24 protein-coding genes, 2 pseudogenes and 1 riboswitch are annotated in these 22,953 nt (G+C 30.1%); all 26 genes and pseudogenes read right to left on the bottom strand.

Annotated features, from left to right (window positions below):
* Positions 1-8: 8 nt before the first annotated feature.
* Positions 9-1,100 (bottom strand): glycine cleavage system aminomethyltransferase GcvT, encoded by a 1,092-nt coding sequence (gene gcvT / locus JG554_RS06530; RefSeq protein ID WP_064208915.1) that lies wholly within the window; start codon positions 1,098-1,100, stop codon positions 9-11.
* Positions 1,101-1,174: 74 nt separating this feature from the next.
* A riboswitch (glycine riboswitch) is annotated at positions 1,175-1,271 on the bottom strand.
* Positions 1,258-1,824: a shikimate kinase gene (locus JG554_RS06525; protein ID WP_260852391.1), complete on the bottom strand. Its 567-nt coding sequence runs from the start codon at positions 1,822-1,824 to the stop codon at positions 1,258-1,260. (Overlaps the previous riboswitch by 14 nt.)
* A gap of 122 nt (positions 1,825-1,946) precedes the next feature.
* Positions 1,947-2,201 (bottom strand): competence type IV pilus minor pilin ComGF, encoded by a 255-nt coding sequence (locus JG554_RS13360; protein WP_203265209.1) that lies wholly within the window; start codon positions 2,199-2,201, stop codon positions 1,947-1,949.
* Positions 2,202-2,366: 165 nt separating this feature from the next.
* Positions 2,367-2,660: a hypothetical protein gene (locus JG554_RS06515; protein WP_070039359.1), complete on the bottom strand. Its 294-nt coding sequence runs from the start codon at positions 2,658-2,660 to the stop codon at positions 2,367-2,369.
* Positions 2,641-3,081 carry a competence type IV pilus minor pilin ComGD gene (comGD, locus tag JG554_RS06510; protein ID WP_052722073.1) on the bottom strand — a complete coding sequence of 147 codons (441 nt, stop codon included), beginning with the start codon at positions 3,079-3,081 and terminating at the stop codon, positions 2,641-2,643. The genes JG554_RS06515 and comGD overlap by 20 nt, the downstream gene beginning before the upstream one ends.
* The gene (gene comGC, locus JG554_RS06505) at positions 3,071-3,388 is read right to left on the bottom strand and encodes a competence type IV pilus major pilin ComGC (RefSeq protein WP_070039360.1); all 318 of its coding nucleotides are present in this window, start codon (positions 3,386-3,388) and stop codon (positions 3,071-3,073) included. Before comGC ends, comGD begins: the two co-directional genes overlap by 11 nt.
* A gap of 19 nt (positions 3,389-3,407) precedes the next feature.
* Positions 3,408-4,475: a competence type IV pilus assembly protein ComGB gene (gene comGB / locus JG554_RS06500; protein ID WP_070039361.1), complete on the bottom strand. Its 1,068-nt coding sequence runs from the start codon at positions 4,473-4,475 to the stop codon at positions 3,408-3,410.
* The gene (gene comGA, locus JG554_RS06495; protein WP_046208169.1) at positions 4,447-5,421 is read right to left on the bottom strand and encodes a competence type IV pilus ATPase ComGA; all 975 of its coding nucleotides are present in this window, start codon (positions 5,419-5,421) and stop codon (positions 4,447-4,449) included. Before comGA ends, comGB begins: the two co-directional genes overlap by 29 nt.
* Before the next feature lie 59 nt (positions 5,422-5,480).
* Entirely contained in the window at positions 5,481-6,104 is a 624-nt protein-coding gene (locus tag JG554_RS06490) for an MBL fold metallo-hydrolase (RefSeq protein WP_046208168.1), read from the bottom strand.
* A gap of 2 nt (positions 6,105-6,106) precedes the next feature.
* Positions 6,107-6,430, bottom strand: a complete 324-nt coding sequence (locus JG554_RS06485) for an MTH1187 family thiamine-binding protein (protein WP_046208167.1) — start codon at positions 6,428-6,430, stop codon at positions 6,107-6,109.
* Entirely contained in the window at positions 6,430-7,416 is a 987-nt protein-coding gene (locus JG554_RS06480; RefSeq protein ID WP_070039362.1) for a glucokinase, read from the bottom strand. Before JG554_RS06480 ends, JG554_RS06485 begins: the two co-directional genes overlap by 1 nt.
* A 306-nt stretch (positions 7,417-7,722) precedes the next feature.
* A pseudogene (locus tag JG554_RS06475) lies at positions 7,723-7,928 on the bottom strand (YqgQ family protein).
* On the bottom strand, positions 7,912-9,363 hold the full coding sequence (locus tag JG554_RS06470) for a rhomboid family intramembrane serine protease (protein WP_070039363.1): 1,452 nt from the start codon (positions 9,361-9,363) through the stop codon (positions 7,912-7,914). The pseudogene JG554_RS06475 and the gene JG554_RS06470 overlap by 17 nt, the downstream one beginning before the upstream one ends.
* An 11-nt stretch (positions 9,364-9,374) precedes the next feature.
* Complete coding sequence (locus JG554_RS06465; protein WP_070039365.1) at positions 9,375-9,917, bottom strand: 5-formyltetrahydrofolate cyclo-ligase; 543 nt, start codon at positions 9,915-9,917, stop codon at positions 9,375-9,377.
* Between the two features lie 133 nt (positions 9,918-10,050).
* Positions 10,051-10,200, bottom strand: a complete 150-nt coding sequence (rpmG, locus tag JG554_RS06460; RefSeq protein WP_019469354.1) for a 50S ribosomal protein L33 — start codon at positions 10,198-10,200, stop codon at positions 10,051-10,053.
* Positions 10,201-10,329: 129 nt separating this feature from the next.
* Positions 10,330-12,381: a peptidoglycan D,D-transpeptidase FtsI family protein gene (locus JG554_RS06455; protein WP_070039368.1), complete on the bottom strand. Its 2,052-nt coding sequence runs from the start codon at positions 12,379-12,381 to the stop codon at positions 10,330-10,332.
* Positions 12,382-12,501: 120 nt separating this feature from the next.
* Positions 12,502-13,101, bottom strand: coding sequence for a superoxide dismutase (locus JG554_RS06450; RefSeq protein WP_203265394.1), 600 nt, complete (start codon positions 13,099-13,101; stop codon positions 12,502-12,504).
* Positions 13,102-13,379: 278 nt separating this feature from the next.
* Positions 13,380-13,793, bottom strand: a complete 414-nt coding sequence (locus tag JG554_RS06445; protein WP_070039370.1) for a Fur family transcriptional regulator — start codon at positions 13,791-13,793, stop codon at positions 13,380-13,382.
* A complete protein-coding gene (locus JG554_RS06440) occupies positions 13,780-14,643 on the bottom strand; it encodes a metal ABC transporter permease (protein ID WP_046208159.1) in 864 nt (287 codons plus the stop codon). The genes JG554_RS06445 and JG554_RS06440 overlap by 14 nt, the downstream gene beginning before the upstream one ends.
* Positions 14,640-15,412 (bottom strand): annotated as a pseudogene (locus JG554_RS06435) (metal ABC transporter ATP-binding protein). The gene JG554_RS06440 and the pseudogene JG554_RS06435 overlap by 4 nt, the downstream one beginning before the upstream one ends.
* A 176-nt stretch (positions 15,413-15,588) precedes the next feature.
* Positions 15,589-16,479, bottom strand: a complete 891-nt coding sequence (locus tag JG554_RS06430; protein WP_070039373.1) for a deoxyribonuclease IV — start codon at positions 16,477-16,479, stop codon at positions 15,589-15,591.
* Between the two features lie 16 nt (positions 16,480-16,495).
* Positions 16,496-17,830: a DEAD/DEAH box helicase gene (locus tag JG554_RS06425; RefSeq protein ID WP_070039375.1), complete on the bottom strand. Its 1,335-nt coding sequence runs from the start codon at positions 17,828-17,830 to the stop codon at positions 16,496-16,498.
* A 204-nt stretch (positions 17,831-18,034) separates the two neighbouring features.
* Positions 18,035-19,138 carry a Nif3-like dinuclear metal center hexameric protein gene (locus tag JG554_RS06420; RefSeq protein ID WP_070039377.1) on the bottom strand — a complete coding sequence of 368 codons (1,104 nt, stop codon included), beginning with the start codon at positions 19,136-19,138 and terminating at the stop codon, positions 18,035-18,037.
* Positions 19,139-19,819, bottom strand: a complete 681-nt coding sequence (locus JG554_RS06415; protein WP_070039379.1) for a tRNA (adenine(22)-N(1))-methyltransferase — start codon at positions 19,817-19,819, stop codon at positions 19,139-19,141. It lies immediately after the preceding gene.
* Positions 19,820-19,885: 66 nt separating this feature from the next.
* A complete protein-coding gene (rpoD, locus tag JG554_RS06410; protein ID WP_046208153.1) occupies positions 19,886-20,992 on the bottom strand; it encodes an RNA polymerase sigma factor RpoD in 1,107 nt (368 codons plus the stop codon).
* A gap of 138 nt (positions 20,993-21,130) precedes the next feature.
* Positions 21,131-22,915: a DNA primase gene (dnaG, locus tag JG554_RS06405; RefSeq protein ID WP_046208152.1), complete on the bottom strand. Its 1,785-nt coding sequence runs from the start codon at positions 22,913-22,915 to the stop codon at positions 21,131-21,133.
* Positions 22,916-22,953: the final 38 nt, after the last annotated feature.

Here is a 22,953-nt window from a genome sequence, read left to right as displayed (position 1 = left end):
CCTTTAAATTATTTACTGATTTGATTTTTCTTCACAATTTTTGCTTTTGCTTGTCTTTTTCTAATTTGAATAATAATCTCTTTGCCCATTTCAAATGCATCTCTATCAATTATAGCTAAACCAATTGATTTACCAGTTAATGGAGATTGTGTGCCTGAAGTAACTTCTCCAATTTCATTTCCATCGATATCATAAACAGTGTAACCTGTTCTTGGAATTCCTTTATCAATCATTTCTATGCCAACTGTTCTTCTTTTAGAACCGTTTTCTTTTTGATCTTTCAACACTTTTTTACCTATAAAATCGGCATCAATTAATGGTTTAGCAGCAAATGCAATTCCACCTTCATATGGTGTAATTGATTCACTTAAGTCTTGTCCATGAAGTGGTAAACCAGCTTCTAATCTTAATGTATCTCTTGCACCAAGACCACAAGGTTCTACGTCAAATTCTAATATTGAATCCCATAAAAATGGTGTATCATCTGATTTACAATAAATTTCAAATCCATCTTCACCTGTGTAACCAGATTGGGATAATATTACGTTTTTACCAAAGAATTCAACATCTTGTAAGAATTCAAAAGGAGACATTTCTGATATATTCTGTTTCACATGCTTTTGAACAAAATCACGTGCATTTGGACCTTGTATAGCTAATTGGCCATAATCTGTTGATACATTTAAGACTTCAGCATCAAAATTTTCAGATTGTTTTTTCATCCATTCAAAGTCTTTATCTGTGTTTCCAGCATTTACGACTAATAAATATGCTTTTTCACTGAGTTTATAGGTGATTAAATCATCGATGATACCGCCTTGCTCGTTACACAATGCTGTATATTGCGCCTTTGTTGTGTCTAAATTGTCAGTGTCATTTGAAAGCAAGTATTGTACTAATTGATCTGCTTCAGAACCTTTTATTAAAATTTCACCCATGTGACTTACATCAAATAAGCCCATATTAGTTCTTACAGCATTATGTTCTTCTTTAATACTTGAAAATTGAACTGGCATAGCCCAACCACCAAATTCAACAATTTTTGCACCGAGATCCACAAAGTTTTGATAAAGTGGTGTGCGTTTTAATTCATTTACCATTGCTAAACCCCCTATTAATATATTAAAAAAAGACAGAGTAGACTAAGCCTACCCTGTCAATAAATCCAGGAATGCGTCTCAGTATTATCCTTTTGCCTGAGAGTTTCGTTAAACTTGCACCTTCGGCGATGGTTATATAAATGATTAACCATTCTCTCTAATACTGGTCATTCGCTTTCATCGTTTCCAATATTTTTTTATATGTAACTGGAAGCGACTTATTACTATTCACTTTGATGAATGCGATTTCATTATATCTTGAAACTCTAGTTGAATACAAGCTTTTTAATTTAAAAAACGGTTTATTATTCGCATTGGGTCTATTACTATCATTTTTAATTCTATCGTATAGAATTTCTATGTCGCAATCTAACCATATAACATGTTTTTGTTCTTTTAATAAGTTAAATGCATCATTGCCTTCGATGATACCCCCGCCTGTAGCAATGACGTCAAATTGGTTCGCACATTTTTTTAAATACTTAAACTCTAAATTGCGAAATCCTTTTTCACCTAATTGTTCAAAAATTTCTGGTATTGTTTTTCCTTCTTGTTGCACTATAAATTCATCTAAATCTACAAAACTTAATTGATTGTTTTGTGCAATATATTTTCCTAATGTTGTTTTTCCTGTCCCCATAAAACCTATTAAAATCAGTGGTGTGTTAATTTTATTTTTCAAAAATATCTTCCTTTTGTAATTGTAATTTAATTTGTTTATCATAATATGATTCAATGTTATCAAGCGTTTTTAGTTGAAGATTAAATTGAGAAGTATATTTTGCTATTAGTGATAAATATAGCATATAAATAACCATCACAAAAGGGTATATATATCCTTTCATATTAGAATTGAACTGCCTTTTCAAAGGAACCCCCTGTATAATACATTTTCAATTTTAATTTTAAATGCTTATTTTTTAGTAATATAAATTGCGCATTTTTTACATTGTTTAATAAGGTAATGTTTCCTGTGTTATTTACAGTTTTAATAATCTTATTATTTTTAAACTCGTACCTTATAATATTTTTCCTTATGTTAAATTTTAAAATACGGCCGCTTTTATCAATTTCAAGTGCTTTTGAATTGTTTTGTAACATTGCTTCAGTTATGTCTCTTGAAAAAATTCTATATCAATTGATGATTCTAAATTAGATTGATTCTTTGTTGGAACGATTGATTTATATAATAGAGGTAGCATAGTAAATATTAATATAGTTATAAATAATGTAAATAATACTTCGATGTAAGTAAAGCTGGAATATTTACTTGTGAAAACATTTTTCATTATTATTATCCTTTGTTTTTATGCATAAATTAGAATTAGTTAATTTTATTTTATAATCGTCAATATTTACGCCGTTTATTAAACGCTCACTATCATTATATTTCAAAGCTAATAATATGATTCTTTTCATACTTATGTTTTCAATTTTATCATTAAAAGTATGATTTAGTTCTAAAACCATAGGCAAAAATACACTACACATTATAAGCATGCAAGTAAAAGCGATATATGCATCCATAAGTATACTACCGTTAATGTTTAATTTTTTCATATCTTAATCTTCCTTTTTCAATATGAAATATTAGTTTGAAAATTTCATTATCAACTGAAAGTAAGACACTACCAAATTTATTTATATTACCTTTATTGTTAAATGTTAAATATTTTATATTACTTTTAGGATGTACAAATGTATTTGGTGGAAATAGTATATCTTTGTTTTCAATTGACTGTTCTCTAACTATAATTTTATTTGAATAGTCGTTAAATATAAGTGTTATAGACTTATCATCTTTTATTGCTTTAGATTTTAAATAATTGAGTTGAGTGATTAAATTATTCATAAAATTATTGTTCGCATTATTTTTTTTATCATTAATAGGTATATGATTGACTTGAACAATTAATAAGATACTAATAATAGCCATAACCATTAACATCTCGATATATGTAAATGCTTTACTAGTTTGCAATTACTTCACCATTGTTAATTGTGATAGTAGCACCTGATTTACAATTTTTTTGGTTTTCTTTAATATAGCCATCCGCAATCAATTCATCTATAGATTGTGGTTTTTTATTATGTTTTAAAGTATATGCTTCAACTTGACTTTCAATCATTTTTATTTGGGCATCACAACCTGTACTTTGAATATGTGAAGATTGTTTTGCAATATTGGGTATAATCAATATCAGTAATAAACTGATAATTAAAAGTACGAGGAGCATCTCAATTAAAGTAAAAGCACGTTTATTAAAAAATTGTTTTAGTTTATTCATTAAAAGCCTCCAAATCTTATTATTTAATCGTTTGCATTAGATCAAACATAGGTAACATAATCACTAAATATAGCGCAATGATTAAGATGCCTAGCATTAAAAATATAGTTGGTTGTATAAATTTAATTAATCGTTGCAGATAGCGTTCAATTTTTGTAAATATAATTTCACTATATAATTTTAATTCTATGTCTAGCTTTCCTATCTTTTCGCCTTCCTCAATAAAGTTAATCAAGCCTTCTTCAAAACAGGAAATCTTTTTTAATATTTCACTTAACTTATAGCCATTTTGTGTACCTGTTGCCAATTTTCTAGCAAGATAAATTAAATATGAGTCATTTTTTTGTTTAGAATAAATATCAACGATTGATTGTAAGTTCACACCATTCTTATAAAACAATGCAAATTCAGTAGAAAGTCTATAAGTTTTATAAAATTTGAAAAAAGTACGTAAAATCGGGATTTTTAATATAATTTTGTACTTTAAGTTAATGGGTAGTTTTTTTGTAGATATATAAAATAAGTAAGAAAAAATTAAGAAGATAAATAAAATAATAAAAAGTGTTCTAGGTAAATATATTAATAAAGATGATAAAATTAATTGTGTTTTTGAAATTTCAACATCAAAGCTATTATAGAGAGATTGAAATTCAGGTATAATAGTATGATTTAAAATGATTAACATACCTATAAAAATTGTAATTAATAGCAAAGGGTATTGAAGTGTTTTTAGTAGTTGTAGCTTTGCTTTGTTATTTCGAATTAAATAGTCTTGGGCATGTGGTAATGTTGATGTGAGTTCACTGAATAACTCTGAAAAATATATTAGCATGATAATAATTTTGGGATATTTTAGTAACAATAATATTTCGTAACATTGTGCGCCTTGATCTAGACGAGTATTAATCTGAGTCACTATTTTTGGTGCTTTTATTGTTAAGTGTTGTAGTAAAAATTTAAATGATGCTGATAATGTGAATCCATGCTGAAGTAAATCATGTAATCTTTGAAGTAATTCAATTTGGTTTTTTTCACTGATAATCATAAATCGAGGTGAACTAAAGATATCTATTAAGTGTTTCTTCACAAATTTCCCCTTCTTTTGCCATTTCATTCAATTTATACGACAAATTTTTGAATGTGCTTGGAAGTGTAAGTTGATTTTCAAAATAAAATGCTATATCTTCTCGAGTTAATTGTTCATAAATTAAAGAACGTTCATCTTTTGAGGTGTTTACTAATCTCTGATTGATAATACTTAATACCGTCTGTCGTAGTTCTTGAATACTTATACCCATTTCTAATAATCTACTCAATGCGCCCTTACAATTATTTGAATGTATCGTTGAAAGTACTAAGTGACCACTTAAACTTGCATGAATAACTTGTTTAGCAATCATAGCATCCCTGATTTCACCAATAAGTATAATATCTGGATCACATCTTAAAATCGCCTTGAATGAATTAGCATAATTAATCCCTGCTTTTTCATTAATAGAAACTTGTGTTATACCTTCAACCAAACGTTCTACAGGGTCTTCTACAGTAATTATATTAACATTTAATTTTTCCTTTGCGTGCACTATCAGTTGATACATTAGCGTACTTTTGCCAGACCCAGTAGGTCCACTAAACAGTATTAAACCTTGTTTTTTATGGACTAGTTTAAATAATTGATTTATACTAAGTGCTTTTGCTGAACTTTGAAAATATTGAGGTATAATTCTCACTACGCAACTTTCAAATCCAAGAGATAAAGGTAAAGTTGAAACTCTTAAATAGTATAATTGTTTAAGTTTGTAAGCGTATCTTCCACTTTGTGCGGTGCTGTGTGTTGATACATCTAAACCTGCTTGATATTTCATATATGTGAGCAACTTCCTATAAATATTGACTTCTATCGTTTCTATAGTGTTTAAATATTCTTTTTTTCTAAATTTAATGTATACCTTTTTGTGGTTTGGAATAAAGTGTACATCTGATACATTTTCCTTAATTGCTTTATCAATGATATTTTTAAAGAGTAACTTCAAAAAAACACCTCCTACAATAATACACGTAGGAGGTGTTAATATTACTTTATGAAATAAAACTAACCATGCAAATATGGATTAAGTTGTTCGTCTTCTATCGTTGTATATGGCCCATGTCCTGGGAATAATGGTAAGTCATCCTCTAATTTGAACAATTTATCTAATATAGAGTCAACCAAAGTTTCATAATCGCCTTTATATAAGTCAGTTCTTCCTATACCTTGATAAAACAAAGTATCTCCAACTACAGCAAAATCATCAAATATAAAAGATAAACTACCAGGGGAATGTCCAGGTGTATGAAGTACTTTAAATTTAAAGCCCTCAATTTCCATAGAGCCTTCATCAATTTTTTGTGGTGATACATGACTAATGACAGGTGTTAATCCATATTGTTTAAACTTTTGTGAACCATTTTTTTCTGTATTAGTTAAAAAATCGAACTCACTAGGATGCATATAAACAGGCACATTAAATTTATCAACGATTTGATCTAAAGCCCCGATATGGTCAAAATGTGCATGTGTTAATAATACTGCAATGACAGGTTTATTAATTTGATTTAATTTTTTTATAATTAATTCATAATCAGCCGCTGGATCTACTAAAATCACATTCTTATCATTTTCAATAAAATAAGTATTCGTTTTAACTAAGCCCAATGCTAAACTAGATATTTGCATTGTTAGTGACCTCCACTATCTAAATGATTTTCAACAGATTTTAGTTTGTCATTCATTTTTCGAGATTTGTCTCTTCGATCGTCAATTCTTATATTAGTACAAACTCTATCAATACCTTTATCAAATGGTAATTCATGGATTGCTTGAACAACTTCAAATAAATCTTGTAAATCTCCCTCAATCAAAGTATTCATTGGTGTCAATTGATAATCAATTTTACCTTGTGCTTTAAATTCTTTTAATTTTGTTTGTATCTCAGCAATATACTTACTAACACTTGGTCCTTCCGTACCCACAGGTATAACTACTACATCTACTATAGCCATTATTTCACACCTTCCTTTTCAATTATATAAGTATAAATTAAACCAGCAGCACCAGTAATGCCCGCATCATTGCCTAGTTTAGCTTGAACGATTTCTGTACCTTGTTGTGCTGGTGTAAAAGTTAGATTATGGTACTCTGTTTTTATATTTTCTATTAATATTAAACCAGCAGTTGACATTCCTCCGCCTAAAACAATATATTTAGGATTACTTGTTACGCTGATAATACTGCACAAATATGCAATATAATTAGCCACGCGTTCTGTAATAAAGATACAGAATTGATCTCCAGCTTTTGCCGCATCAAATACTGCTTTCGCGGTAACTTCATTATCTTTTATTAATTGAAGTATCGAAGATTTAAACGTTAATTTAGGGTAATAAAAATTCACTAAATTGACAACGCCGGTCGCAGAAGCAACGGTTTCAATACAACCTGATTTCCCGCAATTACATTTAAAGCGTTGGTCATGGTCAACTCTAAAATGACCAATTTCAGCACCAGAGCCATTATGACCATGTACAATCTCTCCATTAGAAATAATACCGCCTCCAAGGCCAGTGCCTAATGTAATTGCAACCACATCGTCTGCGCCATGTCCTGCCCCTTTATGCTTTTCACCTAATGCTGCAACATTGGCATCGTTATCAACATAAACTGGACAGTCTACAAATTGTTGGAAAATTTCTCTGACATTAACTGTTTCTTTCCAATATAAGTTAACGGCACCATTCACTTCACCTGTTTCAAAATTCACTGGTCCTGGTATACCTATACCAACACCTAAAACATCTGAAAAAACAAATTCTGAATTATCAACATGTTCAACGAAAGATTCATAAACATTTTTCAAAAGTGCATAACCTGTAACATCTGACGTATCAGTTTTTATAGACCATTTTTCAATTCGTTCTAATTGTTCGTCGAATATACCTAGCTTACAAGTTGTACCACCAATATCTGCTGCTAAGATAATTTTTTTCATGTATTTTATTCATCCTTCTCTTATTTTTAAGGAATGCTAAATTGAATCCTTGTTTCGTCAATAGACGATTTTAACGATTAACGTGTCAACATAGTAGTCTTTTTCCTTAAAATATATTTTTCTCTGTATAAAACATATATATCTATATTAATATTTTTCATTTCATAAATGCAATGATAATGAATATAAAGATACATTATATCAGCACTTGCATGATTGCTGTTATTTAGTTTCAATATTTTATCACTTTATTTTGGTAGATATCTATAATGTCAGTAACTACATTTTCATAAAACTTTCGTAAAATCAGTGTTCATTTTTTCTTTGACTAATCACTAATTTGGACTTAATATAATCATCTTTAGAAATTAAATTATAGGAATATAGTGAATGAAGCTCTTGTTCCATCATTTCATAAATATCATTTTTATCCTTAAAATATATAATAAAACCAAATTTTTTAAAAGTTGTTGAACATCATAAAAAGTATTAATCTCATGAATCACTGTCATCGCTCAATTCTTTATTTAAATTTATATAATCATTATTTGTTGGATCTAATTTCAAAGCGGACTTAATGTATTTTCTTGCTTTATCTTTGTTATCGATGGATCTATTTGCAACCGCTAGTTGGTAATTTAATAATGCAGAATCTGGGAAGTTTCTTAAACCTCTTTCCCATGATGCCATACCCTCTGATTTTGAATCAGTTGTCGCATTAATTAGTCCTTTTAGGTAGTATGTTTCATCATCAGCATAACTTTTATTCACCGTATGTTGTACCATATCTTCAGCACTTTTATAATTGCCATTTTTCATTTCTTTTTCAATGATTGTATTATAAATATTATCTTCTTGAATCGTAAAAATCCTAATTTGTGCTGCAATAAATAAAATAATCATTACAATTAGAAAAAACCAGAATTTATTTTGATTAATTCTAAAATAATATCCTATAAGTGTTATCAATAAACCACCAATAAATCCACCAACATGTGCTACAATATTTACATTTTGCATTAGTAATGAAACGCCAATTAGGATGAAAAGAACAATTAGCAATTGACCAATCAACTTTTGGTTAAATTGTTTACCAATATACATAAAAGCGAAAATGGCACCTATCAGACCAAATATAGCACCGCTTGCACCAACGGAGACGGTGTCTGTATTAAAAGATAATGAAGCAAAATTACCAAACAAACCAGAAACAAAATAAATAATTAAAAATCTCCAATGCCCAACGATAGATTCTACTATTTTTCCAAAAATAAATAAACTTAGCATATTCATTAATATATGTTCAAAGTTATAATGTAAAAATATGGATGTAATGAGTCTGTACCATTCTCCGTGGACAACATTAAAATGTACAAGACCCCCAACATCTAAAAGTTTTAAATCAGAAAATCGATTTAACAATAATACCATCGAAAGCCAGATAATAATATTAATTATTATTAATAAATATGTAACTGGTGCAAATTTTAGCATATGTTTTTCAATAGGATTATTATTTAATGCTCTTTGTTTATAAAAACCTTTTGTATGGTTCGCATCGCGATTAAACACAAACTTCACAAAAAAGTTGGGCATTATTTGATCTATATGCTCTTTTTGACGTAAAATTTTTACTTTGAATTTAACTGATTTTAGCTCATCTAAATTTTCATTTGTAAATGTTTTATCGGTATATATATATAAATTATAATTATGGGGTTTAAAACCTAAAAATGTAATTATATCTTCTTCATGGTCTTGGATTCTACTTTTATCAAATCTTACTTCTTGTGTAGAATTAGCACCAAATTTAAATATTGCAACGGATTGCTTTCTTTTATTTGCAAGCCAAACTTCAGTATCATCTTGATTACGATGCACAACTTGATAATTTAAATATTTTATCCAAGTATAAATTGACTTCCAAAAATGCTTTTCTGTAATCATTTTTCCCTCCATTAATTTGTAGTCGCTATAATTAGTTTTTGCACTGGTTGATCATGTGCTTCTATTTCAAAATCATTTATTTGAAAGTCATAAATTAAACTTATTGTTGGCTGCTGATGTTGTGATAAAAATTTATCAAAATAGCCGCCACCATAGCCGATTCTATAACCTTTATTATTAAATACTACACCAGGCACGATCAATAGGTCTAAATCATTTGTTATTTCTGTGTCACTTGTAACATAATTAATTCCTTTATCATCAGGTGCAATATTTGATAAATTATCTAACTCCTTAAATGACATTGTTTTATTTTTATAATTAGTTTCTGGTACAAATACTTTTTTATCATCATTTAATATTTTCGAAATGATGGGATAAGTATCTACTTCATGTTGCATTGAGAGGACAACTCCAATACGATATGCCGATTTATATTCAGATGTATTCATTAATTGTTGTGTTAAGTATTGATCAGCAGATAATTTTTGATCTTGATCCGAAAATTGTTTCATTTTATTTATGGTTTCTTTTCTTAACTTATGTTTACTCATATATGACACCTTCCCATTTTATATCCTCTTTTATTATAACGATAATAATATATTATGTCATCAAACTGTCATTTCAATATTTTTAATAAAAAAATAACCAGATTCTAAAATTAGAATCTGGTTAAAAATTTAATTATTTTGTTTCACGGTGCAATGTATGTTTGTTATCACGAGCACAGTGTTTTTTCATTTCGATACGTTCAGGATTAGTACGTTTATTTTTTGTTGTGATGTAGTTTCTTTCCCCACATTCTGTGCAAGCTAGTGTTACGTTTACGCGCATGCTAATTCCTCCTTACCTTTTCAAAATACGACTTATTTATCATACCATTTAGTTATAAAATTGAAAAGTATTATTTTTCATATATACCATACCCATAGGTTTTTAACTTAAAAATGAGTTATATGAATTTTATTTTTTATCTTTTTCCTTAAAATAATAGTTAATGATGTCTCTACCTAAGTCACCACCATTAAGCCAAGGTTCTGGAACAGGTTGATTTGTATATACAATTGAAAATGCTAATTTAGGATTATTACTTGGTGCATAACCTACATAAGTTGAATTTACTTTTGGTTTACCGTCCTGGAATACTTCTGCTGTACCAGTTTTACCAGCTGAAGGCACAACAGTATCATTGAAACTTTGATAACCTGTACCTTCTTTTTCATTATATGCCATTTTGAAACCTTCTTGCACTTGCTTAACTTGATCTGATGTATTGTTAACTTTATTTAATACGTCGCCTTTTACTTTTTGTTTCACGGGTCCTAATGAATCTTTATTTGTTGCTTTTCTGATTTCTAAACCAATATGTGGTTGAATTCTATAACCACTGTTCGCAATCGTGGAAGCATATTGTGATAACTGTAACGGTGAATAAGTGTCATATTGTCCAATTGCCAAATCTAAATAATTACCCGGATTATCTGTTAGCGGTTCTATTTGTCCGCCAGTCTCATTTGGTAAATCGATACCTGTTTTAACACCTAAACCAACTTGATTTAGTCCTTTTCGTAATTTTTGACCTGCTTCTGAGATATCAGTAGGTAGTGACATGTTTGGCGCGTATGGTGAACCTGCAATTTTTAATGCTGTTTTAAACATATATACGTTTGATGAATGCATTAAAGCTTCTTTATCATCTATAGTTACTTTACCATCTTGGTTAAAGTATGAACGTTTAGAAAGACCACCAGAAAATTTCAATGGTTCATCAACCATTTTTTCGCCCACATTAATTGCATTGTTTTGATAACCAGCAAGTAATGTTCCGCCTTTAACAGACGATCCAACAGCGTATTGTGATGTGAAAGTTCCGATATCATAATCGGTTAAATCACCATTTTTATCAATTTGTTTACCAGCCATTGCTAAAATATCGCCATTATTCGGATTTTGAACAACCACTAAAGCATTGTCCATATCTTTAGCACCTTCACTACGTAATTTGCTTATTTGTTTTTCTAAATATTCTTCAGTTTTCTTTTGCAAATCAATATCAATACTTAAAACAAGATCATCTCCGCGTGACCCCTTATGAATCACTTGTGAGTCAATAACTTCTCCTGATTTATCTGTTGTATATTTCATTTCTTTCTTTTTACCTTTGAGAATATCATCATACTGATATTCCAAATAAGATTTTCCTACACGATCATTTCTTGAATAACCTTTTGACAAATATTGTTCTGTTAATTCTTTTGGAATACCTTCTTGTGTCGTAGAGACATCACCAAAAATACCACGTAATGTATCATCATATGGATACTTTCGATCCCAGTCCATTGTTGTATTAACCCCTGGTAAATCAGAAAGTTTTTGTGACACTGCAGCATATTCTTCATCAGTAACATCTTCATTTTTAATCATTTGAGGATCTAATGCAGAACCTGACATCATCTCTCTAAATATCGCTAATACTTGTAAATCTTTGTCTGAAAATGAATCAAATTGTTGCTTTCCAATTTTTTTATGTAACGTTTCATCATATTCTTCTTGAGAAATACTCCCATCATCTAACAATGCTTGTTCTTTTTTCATTAATTCGTCAGCTTGATTAGGGTGTTTCAAAATCCAAAAATCTTGTTTATCTCGATCTGTGATTTTATCGGTATCCATTTTTATAAGTTTTGATAAATCAGTAGCTATTTTTAAAACCTCTGATTGAGAAGTTTTTCTTCCCCGAGAAAAAGTGATAGCTTTTTTTGATGCATTATCTACTAGAACTTTACCATTTCTATCGAGAATTCTTCCTCTCGGAACAGCTTCATTAACAGTTAAATTCTCACTATTTTTAATTAATTGTTTATAATGAGAGCCTTGTGCAATTTGCAAATAACCTAATCGTAAGACAATTATTGCAAAAATAAATACAATTAGACCAAACACAAAGCTTATTCTTTTATTCATCGTATTTCTTATTTTCTCATCGTTTGATTTTTCCTTTAATCTTTTTAGCAAAACAACATACCTCTATTCAAAAGTGATCACTTTAAATGATATATGAAATTGATACAGATTTCTATTATTTTAAATAAAAAAATGACGACCTGTGTAAGGCCGTCAAAAATAGAAGCTTAATTATTTAGCAGCATTATATAATTCATCAACTTTTTCCCAATTTACAACGTTCCAGAAAGCACTAATATATTCTGGACGTTTGTTTTGGTATTTAAGATAATAAGCATGTTCCCAAACGTCTAAGCCTAAGATAGGTGTTTTACTTTCAGTTAATGGGTTATCTTGGTTTGGAGTTGTAACAATTTCTAAATTGCCATTATTAACAACTAGCCAAGCCCAACCTGAACCAAAACGAGCTGCAGCTTTATCTGCAAATTCTTCTTTAAATGCATCTAAAGAACCCCATTGTTCCTTAATTTTATCAACTACAGTTCCTTTTTCTTCAGAGTTTGGAGTTAATAATTCCCAGAATAATGAATGGTTTAAGTGTCCACCACCATTATTTCTAACAGCTGTTTGAATATTTTCTGGTACACTGTCTAAATTTGCTACAATTTCTTCAATTGATTTAGATTCTAAATCAGTACCTTCAATTGCTGCATTTAATTTAGTAACATAAGTGTTATGATGTTTGTCATGGTGGATTTCCATTGTTTGTTGATCAATATGTGGTTCTAATGCGTCAGAACCATAAGGTAAATTTGGTAATTCAAAAGCCATAAATAATCATCCTCCTAATTAATCTGTAAATAAAGCATAACAACTAAAAATGATTACAACAATGAATATGCTTACAAACTTATTCAAAAGTCATAAAATTATATTTGTTATCTTTAGTTCCTTTACTATTATATCTCAAAATAGTGGATTTTAAACATAAAGGACAAAGTATTTTAAAAATTCAATAAAATTCAGACTAATGACCTATATTTTGAAGGGAACTTTTTAGTAATAAGCGTCGATAGGTGCTATTTTACATTAGATACACGCTAAAAATTTTAAGCATGCTGACAAGATTCACATATGCCATATACTTCTAATTTGTGTGTGTGAATATCGACTTTTGGTAAAAAAGCCTTTATCTGCTCAATTGGACAGAAATCAATAATTTTTGTATCACCACATGATTCACAAATAAAGTGATGATGGTGGTGATCTGTACATGCTATTCTAAACTTCATTTCACCGTCGAGTTCGGTACCCTCAACGATGCCTAAATCTTTAAATAAATGTAAATTTCGATATATTGTATCAAATGAGATACCTGGATAATCTTTGTCTAACTTTTGCTGTATATGTTTTGCGTTAATGTATTTATCTTCTTCTATAAAAACATTTATCATATCTCTTCTTTTATTTGTATACTTGTGTCCTTCTGCTTTTAGAATGTTAATTGCTTCATCTGTTTTCATTATTAATAGCCCCTTTCACAGTTTTAAATTTAAACTTTTGATATGACATCATCATTGCTAATAAAAGTACAAGTAATACGACAATTACGCCTCCAGGGGAAATATTCATATAAAATGCTAATACTAGCCCTGCTATAACTGAAAATTCACCAATTAACACGCTTAATATAATAAGTTGTTTGAATCCTTTTGTCATACGCATTGCTATAGCTATCGGTAATGTAATTAATGCACTTACCAATAAAATACCTACGACTCTCATAGAAGCAGATATGACCATCGCGACGATAATAATAAATAAAAATTGTATCCATTTCGGAATACCTATCACTTTACTATATTCTTCATCGAATGAAAGAATGAATAATTCCTTATAAAATAACAATATAAATGCTAATACAATAATAACGATTGCGATAATAGTTGATAAATCACTGATAGTTACAGCACTGATTGATCCAAATAATAGTCCAACAATTTCTTGATTAAAACCATCTGCAAGTGAAATAAAAATGGCACTTAATGCTATGCCTGCACTCATTATAATAGGAATCGCAATTTCTTGATAATTACTATACGATGTTCTAAGTTTTTCAATCAATAACGCACCAATGACTGCGAACAATATCCCAAACCACATTGGATTAATAAAAGTTAGTGCGGGTGCAATAGTCACGAAAAACATCCCGAATGAGATACCACCAAGTGTAACGTGACTTAAAGCATCTGCAATTAATGATAGCCTTCGTACAACAATAAATGCACCAATTAATGGGGCAATAAAACCAATCAAAATACCACTTAATAGAGAGTATCTCATAAAATCAAAATTTAATAATGCCTCAATCATGATGAACAACACTCCCTATTATGTTGGTGATCTACAAATTGTATAGGATGACCGTATATTTTAGATATTTCTACCTCATCTAACGATTTAAAATCCTCTGTCGTGCCATGAAAATGCAGATGCTTGTTTAAACATGCTACTTCTGTAGCAGTATCAGCCACGACACCTATATCATGCGTAACCAAAATGATAGTTACGCCTTCATTTTTTAAAGTTTCTAGTGTTTCATAGAATTCACTAACGTGTTTTGCATCTATACCGTTAGTTGGTTCATCTAATATAAGGACTGAAGGGTTACTGATCAACGCTCGTGCAATTAATACACGTTGTTGTTGTCCACCAGATAATTCGGCAATATTTTTATTAATTAAATGGCCTATATTCAATCGATTTAATACGGCTTCCACTTTATTTTCATCCTTTTTATTAAACCACTGAAATAACTTTTTACGTTTCGTCAGCCCACTCATCACGACTTCTTTAACACTTGCAGGAAAACCTGCTTTAAAAGCTTGAGCTTTTTGTGAAACATAACTGATCTTGTATAAAGATTGTTTTCCATTATATACATTACCATCTACAAGTATTTCACCTTTTTGCAACGGTAACAATCCTAAAATAATTTTTAGCAAAGTTGATTTACCGGCACCATTAGGTCCAACTATAGCCAAAAATTGTCCTTTATTAATTTTAATATTAATATTTTCTAATACTTTTTGTTTTCAAAATAATAATCGATGTTTTTTAATTCGAACACTGGAGTAGTCATCTTTTCACCTCGTTCTATACTATACAACTTGCAAACAATTATGTAAATAGTAATGTTTACGAATTAACAAAAAAAGGATGATCTAGAAACTCATTTTGAATTGAGTTCACTATGTCATCCTTTAAATACATTTATCTAATTTTTCACATTTTTGATTATAATTCATTTTTTTAGTATTATTGCATTAAAATTTTATCCTTTAAACTTGGATCAAATTGTTGTTGTTTAAGCATTTCAATTTCAAATTTATAAGGTGGTTTTTTATTCTTTTTATCTTCACCAACATAGGGTGTTTCAAGTATTTTGGGAATGTTTTTAAACGTATCATGATGAACGATATAATTTAAGGCATCAAATCCGATATAACCAAAACCTATATTTTCGTGTCTATCTTTATGAGCACCAATATCATTTTTACTATCATTTACATGAACAACTTGTATTCTATCTATGCCTATTATCTTATCAAATTCATTCAACACACCATCAAAATCTTCTTTTACATTATAGCCTGCATCATGAGTATGACATGTATCGAAACACACAGATAAACGTTCATTATGTTTGACACCATCTATAATCCGAGCGATTTCTTCAAAATTTCTTCCAATTTCTGAACCTTTGCCAGCCATTGTTTCAAGTGCAATGCGTACATTATTGTCATTCGTCAGCACTTCATTTAGACCTTCTATGATTTTATTAATACCAGCGTCCGCACCTTCTCCCACATGTGAGCCAGGGTGCAATACTATGTCTTTAGCACCAATGGCTTGCGTTCTTTCAATTTCACTTTGTAGAAATTCTACGCCTAGATTAAACACATGTGGTTTGACAGTGTTTGCAATATTTATTATATAAGGTGCATGTACTACAATATTTGAAAGACCGTACGTTTGCATTAATTCTTGTCCTTGATCAATATTTAGCTCTTCTATTGGCTTTCTTCTTGTATTTTGTGGTGCACCTGTATAAATCATAAAAGTAGATTCACCGAATTTATGTGCTTCTTCAGCTGAACCTGCCAACATTTTTTTACCATTCATAGATACATGAGATCCTAATAACATAGTAGTCACCAATCCTTTATTTATTTTTTCTGGCTTGACGATTTTGTTTCTTACTGTATTTTTTACGCTCTTGACGTTTTAAATGTTCAAGATCACGTTGGAATTTTTTCTTATAGCCAGGTTTTACTTTTTTCTTATTTCTCTTCACTTTATTTTTTAATTCATTTGTTAAATGATCATCTTTATTCTTACGTGATTGACGTGTATTGTGTGCTTTAATTGGCGATAACTCATCATTTTTTATATCAACATTTTCAAATTGATAACCTCGTTGTTCTATTAACGCTATGTTTTCTTCTTCTTCAGGGCTATATAAGGTAATCGCCACGCCCTTGTATTGCCCTCTACCTGTACGTCCAACACGATGCGTGAAGAAATCGATATCATTTGGTACATCAAAGTTAATCACATGGCTTACGCCTTCAATATCTATTCCACGCGATGCTAAGTCACTTGCAATAACATATTGAAATTCTAAGTTACGAATACGCTTCATTTGTTGTTTACGCTCTCTTGGCGTTAAACCACCATGTATCATACCTAATTTTAAACCGGCAGTATTTAACTGGTCTGCAAGTTCGTTTGCATTATCACGACTATTACAAAATATAATACATAGATATGGATTTAAAATATCAATGAGTTTTATTGTTTTTTCTATCTTTGCTTCACCCTTTGTCGGAATTAAATAGAATTCAATATTTTTTTTATTTTTTTGAACATTTTCAATTTCGACGTATTCAGGATTTTCTAAATATTTATTTAAAAATGGATGTAATGATTTAGGAATAGTAGCGCTAAACACAGCTATATGGGAGTATTCATCTAAACGTGTAGCAATGTGGTCTACCTCTTCTATTAATCCTAAATCAATCATTAAATCAGCTTCGTCCACAACTAAATAAGAAGCCAAATGCACATGCAAATCTCCATGTTTAGCTAAATCGTTTATCCGAGTTGGTGTTCCTATAATAAGTTGCGGTTGATTCTTAGCGCGCTGTCTATCTTTTTCTATATCTGTGCCACCAATAAAAAGTTTAACAGATAAATCACCTTTGTAATCAGCTAAATGACTAGCGACATCAAATAGCTGTTGCGCTAATTCCCTTGTTGGAGCAACGATGATTGCCTGTGGTTCTTTAATATCGACATTTATTAAATGTATCAGTGGTAATAAAAAGGCATGGGATTTTCCAGTGCCTGTCTGAGATTGTCCAATTAAGTTTACTTGTTTTAATATTTTTGGAATAACTCTATTTTGTACTTCTGTAGGTTGATTAAAGTTCAAATTTCGTACCGCGTCAATTAAACTTGGGTCTAAATTAAACTTATCGAATGGGTGATTTGCCATGATTTGGCCTCCTTAAATCTTCATCTTTTCTATTATAAAGCATTCGCAAACGATTTTGAACTAATTATTTTATACTAAATTGGCAGTTATCAAATATAATTTAAATGTAAGTGAAGCTGGAACATAAGGATGCACAGCCTAGAAAAAGATTACTAGTCATTGACTAAAATAAATTTTATTTCTTGATAGTAACATGCATGGCAATTATAAATAATTAAATGGATCTGTGTTGAGGTTAGATGACTTAATTTCAAAAGTAATATCATCTGGGTTAAACCAATCTATTAATAAATTACACAAACCATCTTTCATTACATATTCACTATAATGGTTAATATCTAATAAGTTAATACCAGCAGTTTTTGCATCTAATGCATCATGATGTTTAATATCACCAGTGATAAAGATATCTGCACCTTGTTGAGCGGCTTGAGTCTCAAATCCAATACCGGAACCACCAATAATCGCAACCTTCTTAATAATTTGATCTAAATTACCAACATATCTTACACTTGGCATTGCCAAATTCGCTTTGACATGCTTCACAAATGTAGATATATCCATCTCGGATTCTAAATCACCAATCATACCTAAACCATAATTCGCTTCTTTTTCCATTTTTATAAAATCAAAAACTGGTGTTTCGTATGGATGATTATTTTTAATTAATTGTTCTGCTAAATCTTTTTGATATGCTTCAATCATAAATTCTAATTTAAATTCTTTTACTTCTTCAATTTTATCTATTGAGCCAATATGTGGATTGGCACTACCAGTAGGCTTGAATTGTCCATTCCCTGAACTTTCAAAGAAACAATATTTATAATTTCCTTCTTCAGCTAAACCTGCATCACTCAATGCATCTTTAAATGTTTTAAGATTCTCTTCAGGTATAAACACTTGTACCTTATAGTATTTTAAAGTTTCTGGATTTAAAATATGTTGGTTCTTCAATTGAAGCTTTTCTGCTAACATTGCATTAACACCTTTTGGATAAACATCCAAATTTGTATGTAAAGCAATTAAATTAATATCATTTTTAATTAATTTTCGTAAGATAGCACCATAGCCTTCTTGTTGAATGATATTATTAACACCTTTAAATATGAGTGGATGATGACAAATAATTGTATTGAAACATTGGTTTATTGCTTCATCAACAATTTCATTAGTACAATCTAGCGCGGTTAAAACACCTGAAATTTCAGCAGATTCATCTCCGATTAACAAGCCAACATTATCCCATGACTCTGCAGTTTCAAATGGTACATGCTGATTTATTACTTGGAGTAACGTTTTAATTTTCATTTACAACACCTCATTAATTAAATTGATTTCGTTGTTAATTTCATTTAGCCGTTCACGATGTTTTTCAGTGTTCAATTGATCTTTGATTTTTTGCAATGCCTGTCGTTCTCTTTCCCATTTTTTAAAAAATAATTCATGTTTCTTTTTTAATAAAATCGGTCCAAACTTTATTTCTGATTTAGTAAGTGTTTGTGTTTGTTGTTCAAAATAATCTGCCACTATTATTTCATATATATGCCCTTTTTCTTCTAAAATAACTTCTTCAATAATCTTGTAATGCATGGAATCTAACAAATTTCTAATCGCACTAGATTGTATATTACTTTGTAAAATAAGCCTCGGATGGGCAGTTAATTTCTCTTTACCTTCTTCAAGGATTTTAGCTATTAACGGTCCACCCATACCACATATAGTGATGGAATTAACTTGATCATTTGACTGTAATATCGACAATCCATCACCTAGTCTAACATCGACATGATTACTTAACTCATGTTCCACAACATTTTTTTTCGAAGCTTCAAATGGTCCTTGGATAACTTCTCCAGCAATTGCATTTTTGACTAAATTGTTTTCAATCGCATAAATCGGAAGGTATGCATGGTCTGAACCAATATCCGCTAAACAATCCCCTATTATATATGTACTTACTTTTTTTAATCTTTGATTTAATATAACCATAAAAGCGCTCCTCTATGTAAATGTAAAAAGCTCTTTTGTACGACTAGGTACAAAAGAGCTGAAAAATTAGTCCATAAAGTCTTTAAGACGTTTACTTCTACTCGGATGTCTTAATTTTCTCAATGCTTTAGCTTCAATTTGACGAATACGTTCTCTCGTAACGCCGAAGACTTTGCCTACTTCTTCTAGTGTACGTGTTCTTCCATCATCAAGTCCAAAACGTAAGCGCAGTACATTTTCTTCTCTATCTGTTAATGTATCTAATACATCTTCCAGTTGTTCTTTTAATAATTCATAAGCTGCATGATCAGATGGACTTTGGGCTTCTTGGTCTTCAATAAAATCACCTAAGTGACTGTCATCTTCTTCACCAATTGGTGTTTCTAATGAAACTGGCTCTTGAGCTATTTTTAATATTTCTCTTACTTTTTCTGGTGGTAAATCCATTTCCTCACCAATTTCTTCTGGTGCTGGATCACGACCTAAATCTTGTAATAATTGTCTTTGTACACGGATTAATTTATTAATTGTTTCTACCATATGCACTGGAATACGTATTGTACGAGCTTGGTCTGCAATAGCACGTGTTATCGCTTGACGTATCCACCATGTCGCATATGTTGAAAATTTAAATCCTTTATTAAAATCGAACTTTTCAACTGCTTTTATTAAGCCCATATTACCTTCTTGAATTAAATCTAAGAAAAGCATGCCACGACCAACATATCTTTTGGCTATACTGACTACTAAACGCAAGTTTGCTTCAGCTAATCTTGACTTAGCAACTTCGTCACCTTGTTCAATTCTTTTCGCCAATTCTATTTCTTCTTGCGCATTTAATAAATCGACACGTCCGATTTCTTTAAGATACATACGAACAGGGTCATTAATTTTAACACCTGGAGGAGCACTTAAATCATTAGGATTTAATTTTGCATCTTTGTCAGAACTATCTTTTTCGTTTACCAAACTGATATCGTTATCTGTTAATTGATCAAATAGTTCGTCCATTTGATCAGAATCCATCTCGAAGTTTTGCAATTTCTCTGCAATTTCTTCATGGCTAAGATGCCCTTCTTTTTTACCTTTTTCAATTAAGTGTTTTTTTACATCTTCTAAAGTTAGAGATGGGTCTATTGTTTGCTTTTTAAGTGTAACTTTATTTCCAGACATGAAAAGGCCTCCCGAATATAATATCAACTTGAAACCATGATATCATTTGATAGATAATCTTAATACTATCTACCCATAAATCATACGGTTTATTCAAGTTGTTAAACCCAATAATCTACAGATATATTCATTTTTAATTTAATTCATTCTATTTTTATTGAAGTTTACAATTTTTTCTAGGTAATATTTCTGCAACTCTAAATCACCTAATCTAGAAGCCTCCCGTAACTTTTGATTAAGCGATTCAATCGTTTCTTCATTTCTATTTGTTAAAAGTGTGTCTAAATAATCATCGATTTCATGTTCATATGGTTCTTCATTTATCAAATAGTTATCCAATGATATAAATGCTTCTTTAATGTCATTTGTATCGATATATTGTAAAACATCACTAATATTAAACGTATCATTCTCAGAATAAAACTCATGTAAAACATTAAATATACGCTTAAAATACTGATTTGTAAAGTCTTCTGTTTGAAGTAATTTATGATAATTTAAAAAAATATCCTTATCATTCATAAAATGTTTTAATAAAGCACGTTCTGCTTTTTCTTGCTTATTTAAATGAGTGAATTGTGGCACACTAGGCATTTGATATGACTGTGGTTGATAATAATCTTCACGTAGTCCTACTTCATTATTTAAACTATCCATGCTTACTTTAAACAATTCTGACACGTCTTGCAATATCTTTTTGCGTAAAATCGATGACTTCATTAATGAAATATCATTTGTGATTTCTTTTAAATACCTTTCATATGCTAAATCATTATTTTCTATTTCTTCTTGATGCATATGGACTTTATAAAGAATAAATGCTTTTTTTTCATGTTCCACAAAATAATTAAACGCATCTGCACCGTGTTTTCCAATATACTCATCCGGGTCCATGTTTTTTGGTAGTTGAACTACAAAAACATTAAATCCTTGTTGCAATAATATTTGCCCAGATTTTAAAGTGGCCTCACTACCCGCAAAATCACCATCAAACATTAATGTCACATTTGAAGTGAGTTTTTTCATAAATGCGATATGTTCTTGTGAAATCTGAGTTCCCATACTTGCCACAACTTGATGCAAACCTGCGTAATCAGCTTTTATCACATCCATAAAACCTTCAAGTAGTATAATTTCATCATTTTTACGAATTGCTTTTCTAGCTTGATCAACGTTGTATAACAATCTTCTTTTTTGAAATATCGGTGTTTCAGGACTATTGAGATATTTAGGCTCTTGATTTGTATATGTTCTTCCTGAATAACCAACTGTTCGACCTTGTGCATTTGATAATGGAAACATAATTCGATCCCTGAAACGATCATAATAGCTGAAATTCTCTTCATTCCTAGACAATAAACCCGCTTCATATGCTAATTGAATATCATAACCTTTTTTCTGTAAAAAGTCATGGCAAAAATGTGCATTTTTAGGTGAATAACCTATTTTCCGACGATCTATGAGTTCATCTGTAAACCCACGTTCTTTTAAATAGTTTAACGCTGCTTCTCCTTCAACGGTTTTTTTTAATGCATAATGATAGTAATCTTGCATTAATTCATGCATCTCAATCATTTGCAAATCTTCAGAAGCAATTTGATGATTAGTATGCTGTTCTGACGTTGCTTGAGGTGTTTCCACTTCAATATTTACACGTTCACCTAATAACTTTACAGCTTCAGTAAAAGAAACGTCTTTAATTTCTTGAGTGAATTGAAAGACGTTTCCTCCTTTTTTACAACCAAAACAATGGCAAATTTGTTTATCTTCAGAAACAGTAAATGACGGTGTTTTTTCATCATGAAAAGGACACAACCCAATGTAATTGCGCCCTCTTTTTTCTAATTTAACGTATTCACTTACTAAATCGAGAATATCTGTTTTCTCTTTTATTTCATTAATGGTTGCTTGTTCAATTCGCAAAATTATCACCTATTAGACAGTAGTTATAATATTATAAT

The organism is Staphylococcus sp. 11-B-312 (genome assembly GCF_016743055.1).
Classification (GTDB): domain Bacteria; phylum Bacillota; class Bacilli; order Staphylococcales; family Staphylococcaceae; genus Staphylococcus; species Staphylococcus ureilyticus.
Note: the sequence above shows the minus strand (reverse complement) of the source record. Positions and strands in the feature narration are given on the sequence as shown.

Bases quoted from the DNA above. Each gene is read 5' to 3' on its own strand.
- JG554_RS06465 (WP_070039365.1), bottom strand. From the start codon at position 9,917: ATGAGTAAACATAAGTTAAGAAAAGAAACCATAAATAAAATGAAACAA.
- JG554_RS06450 (WP_203265394.1), bottom strand. From the start codon at position 13,101: ATGGCTTTTGAATTACCAAATTTACCTTATGGTTCTGACGCATTAGAA.
- JG554_RS06430 (WP_070039373.1), bottom strand. From the start codon at position 16,479: ATGTTATTAGGATCTCATGTATCTATGAATGGTAAAAAAATGTTGGCA.
- JG554_RS06415 (WP_070039379.1), bottom strand. From the start codon at position 19,819: ATGGTTATATTAAATCAAAGATTAAAAAAAGTAAGTACATATATAATA.
- JG554_RS06470 (WP_070039363.1), bottom strand. From the start codon at position 9,363: ATGATTACAGAAAAGCATTTTTGGAAGTCAATTTATACTTGGATAAAA.
- JG554_RS06420 (WP_070039377.1), bottom strand. From the start codon at position 19,138: ATGAAAATTAAAACGTTACTCCAAGTAATAAATCAGCATGTACCATTT.
- JG554_RS06515 (WP_070039359.1), bottom strand. From the start codon at position 2,660: ATGAAAAAATTAAACATTAACGGTAGTATACTTATGGATGCATATATC.
- JG554_RS06490 (WP_046208168.1), bottom strand. From the start codon at position 6,104: ATGCAAATATCTAGTTTAGCATTGGGCTTAGTTAAAACGAATACTTAT.
- rpoD (WP_046208153.1), bottom strand. From the start codon at position 20,992: ATGTCTGGAAATAAAGTTACACTTAAAAAGCAAACAATAGACCCATCT.
- rpmG (WP_019469354.1), bottom strand. From the start codon at position 10,200: ATGCGCGTAAACGTAACACTAGCTTGCACAGAATGTGGGGAAAGAAAC.
- JG554_RS13360 (WP_203265209.1), bottom strand. From the start codon at position 2,201: ATGTTACAAAACAATTCAAAAGCACTTGAAATTGATAAAAGCGGCCGT.
- JG554_RS06440 (WP_046208159.1), bottom strand. From the start codon at position 14,643: ATGATTGAGGCATTATTAAATTTTGATTTTATGAGATACTCTCTATTA.
- gcvT (WP_064208915.1), bottom strand. From the start codon at position 1,100: ATGGTAAATGAATTAAAACGCACACCACTTTATCAAAACTTTGTGGAT.
- comGC (WP_070039360.1), bottom strand. From the start codon at position 3,388: ATGAATAAACTAAAACAATTTTTTAATAAACGTGCTTTTACTTTAATT.
- JG554_RS06485 (WP_046208167.1), bottom strand. From the start codon at position 6,430: ATGGCTATAGTAGATGTAGTAGTTATACCTGTGGGTACGGAAGGACCA.
- JG554_RS06480 (WP_070039362.1), bottom strand. From the start codon at position 7,416: ATGAAAAAAATTATCTTAGCAGCAGATATTGGTGGTACAACTTGTAAG.
- JG554_RS06425 (WP_070039375.1), bottom strand. From the start codon at position 17,830: ATGGCAAATCACCCATTCGATAAGTTTAATTTAGACCCAAGTTTAATT.
- JG554_RS06445 (WP_070039370.1), bottom strand. From the start codon at position 13,793: ATGAAAACAGATGAAGCAATTAACATTCTAAAAGCAGAAGGACACAAG.
- JG554_RS06525 (WP_260852391.1), bottom strand. From the start codon at position 1,824: ATGATAAACAAATTAAATTACAATTACAAAAGGAAGATATTTTTGAAA.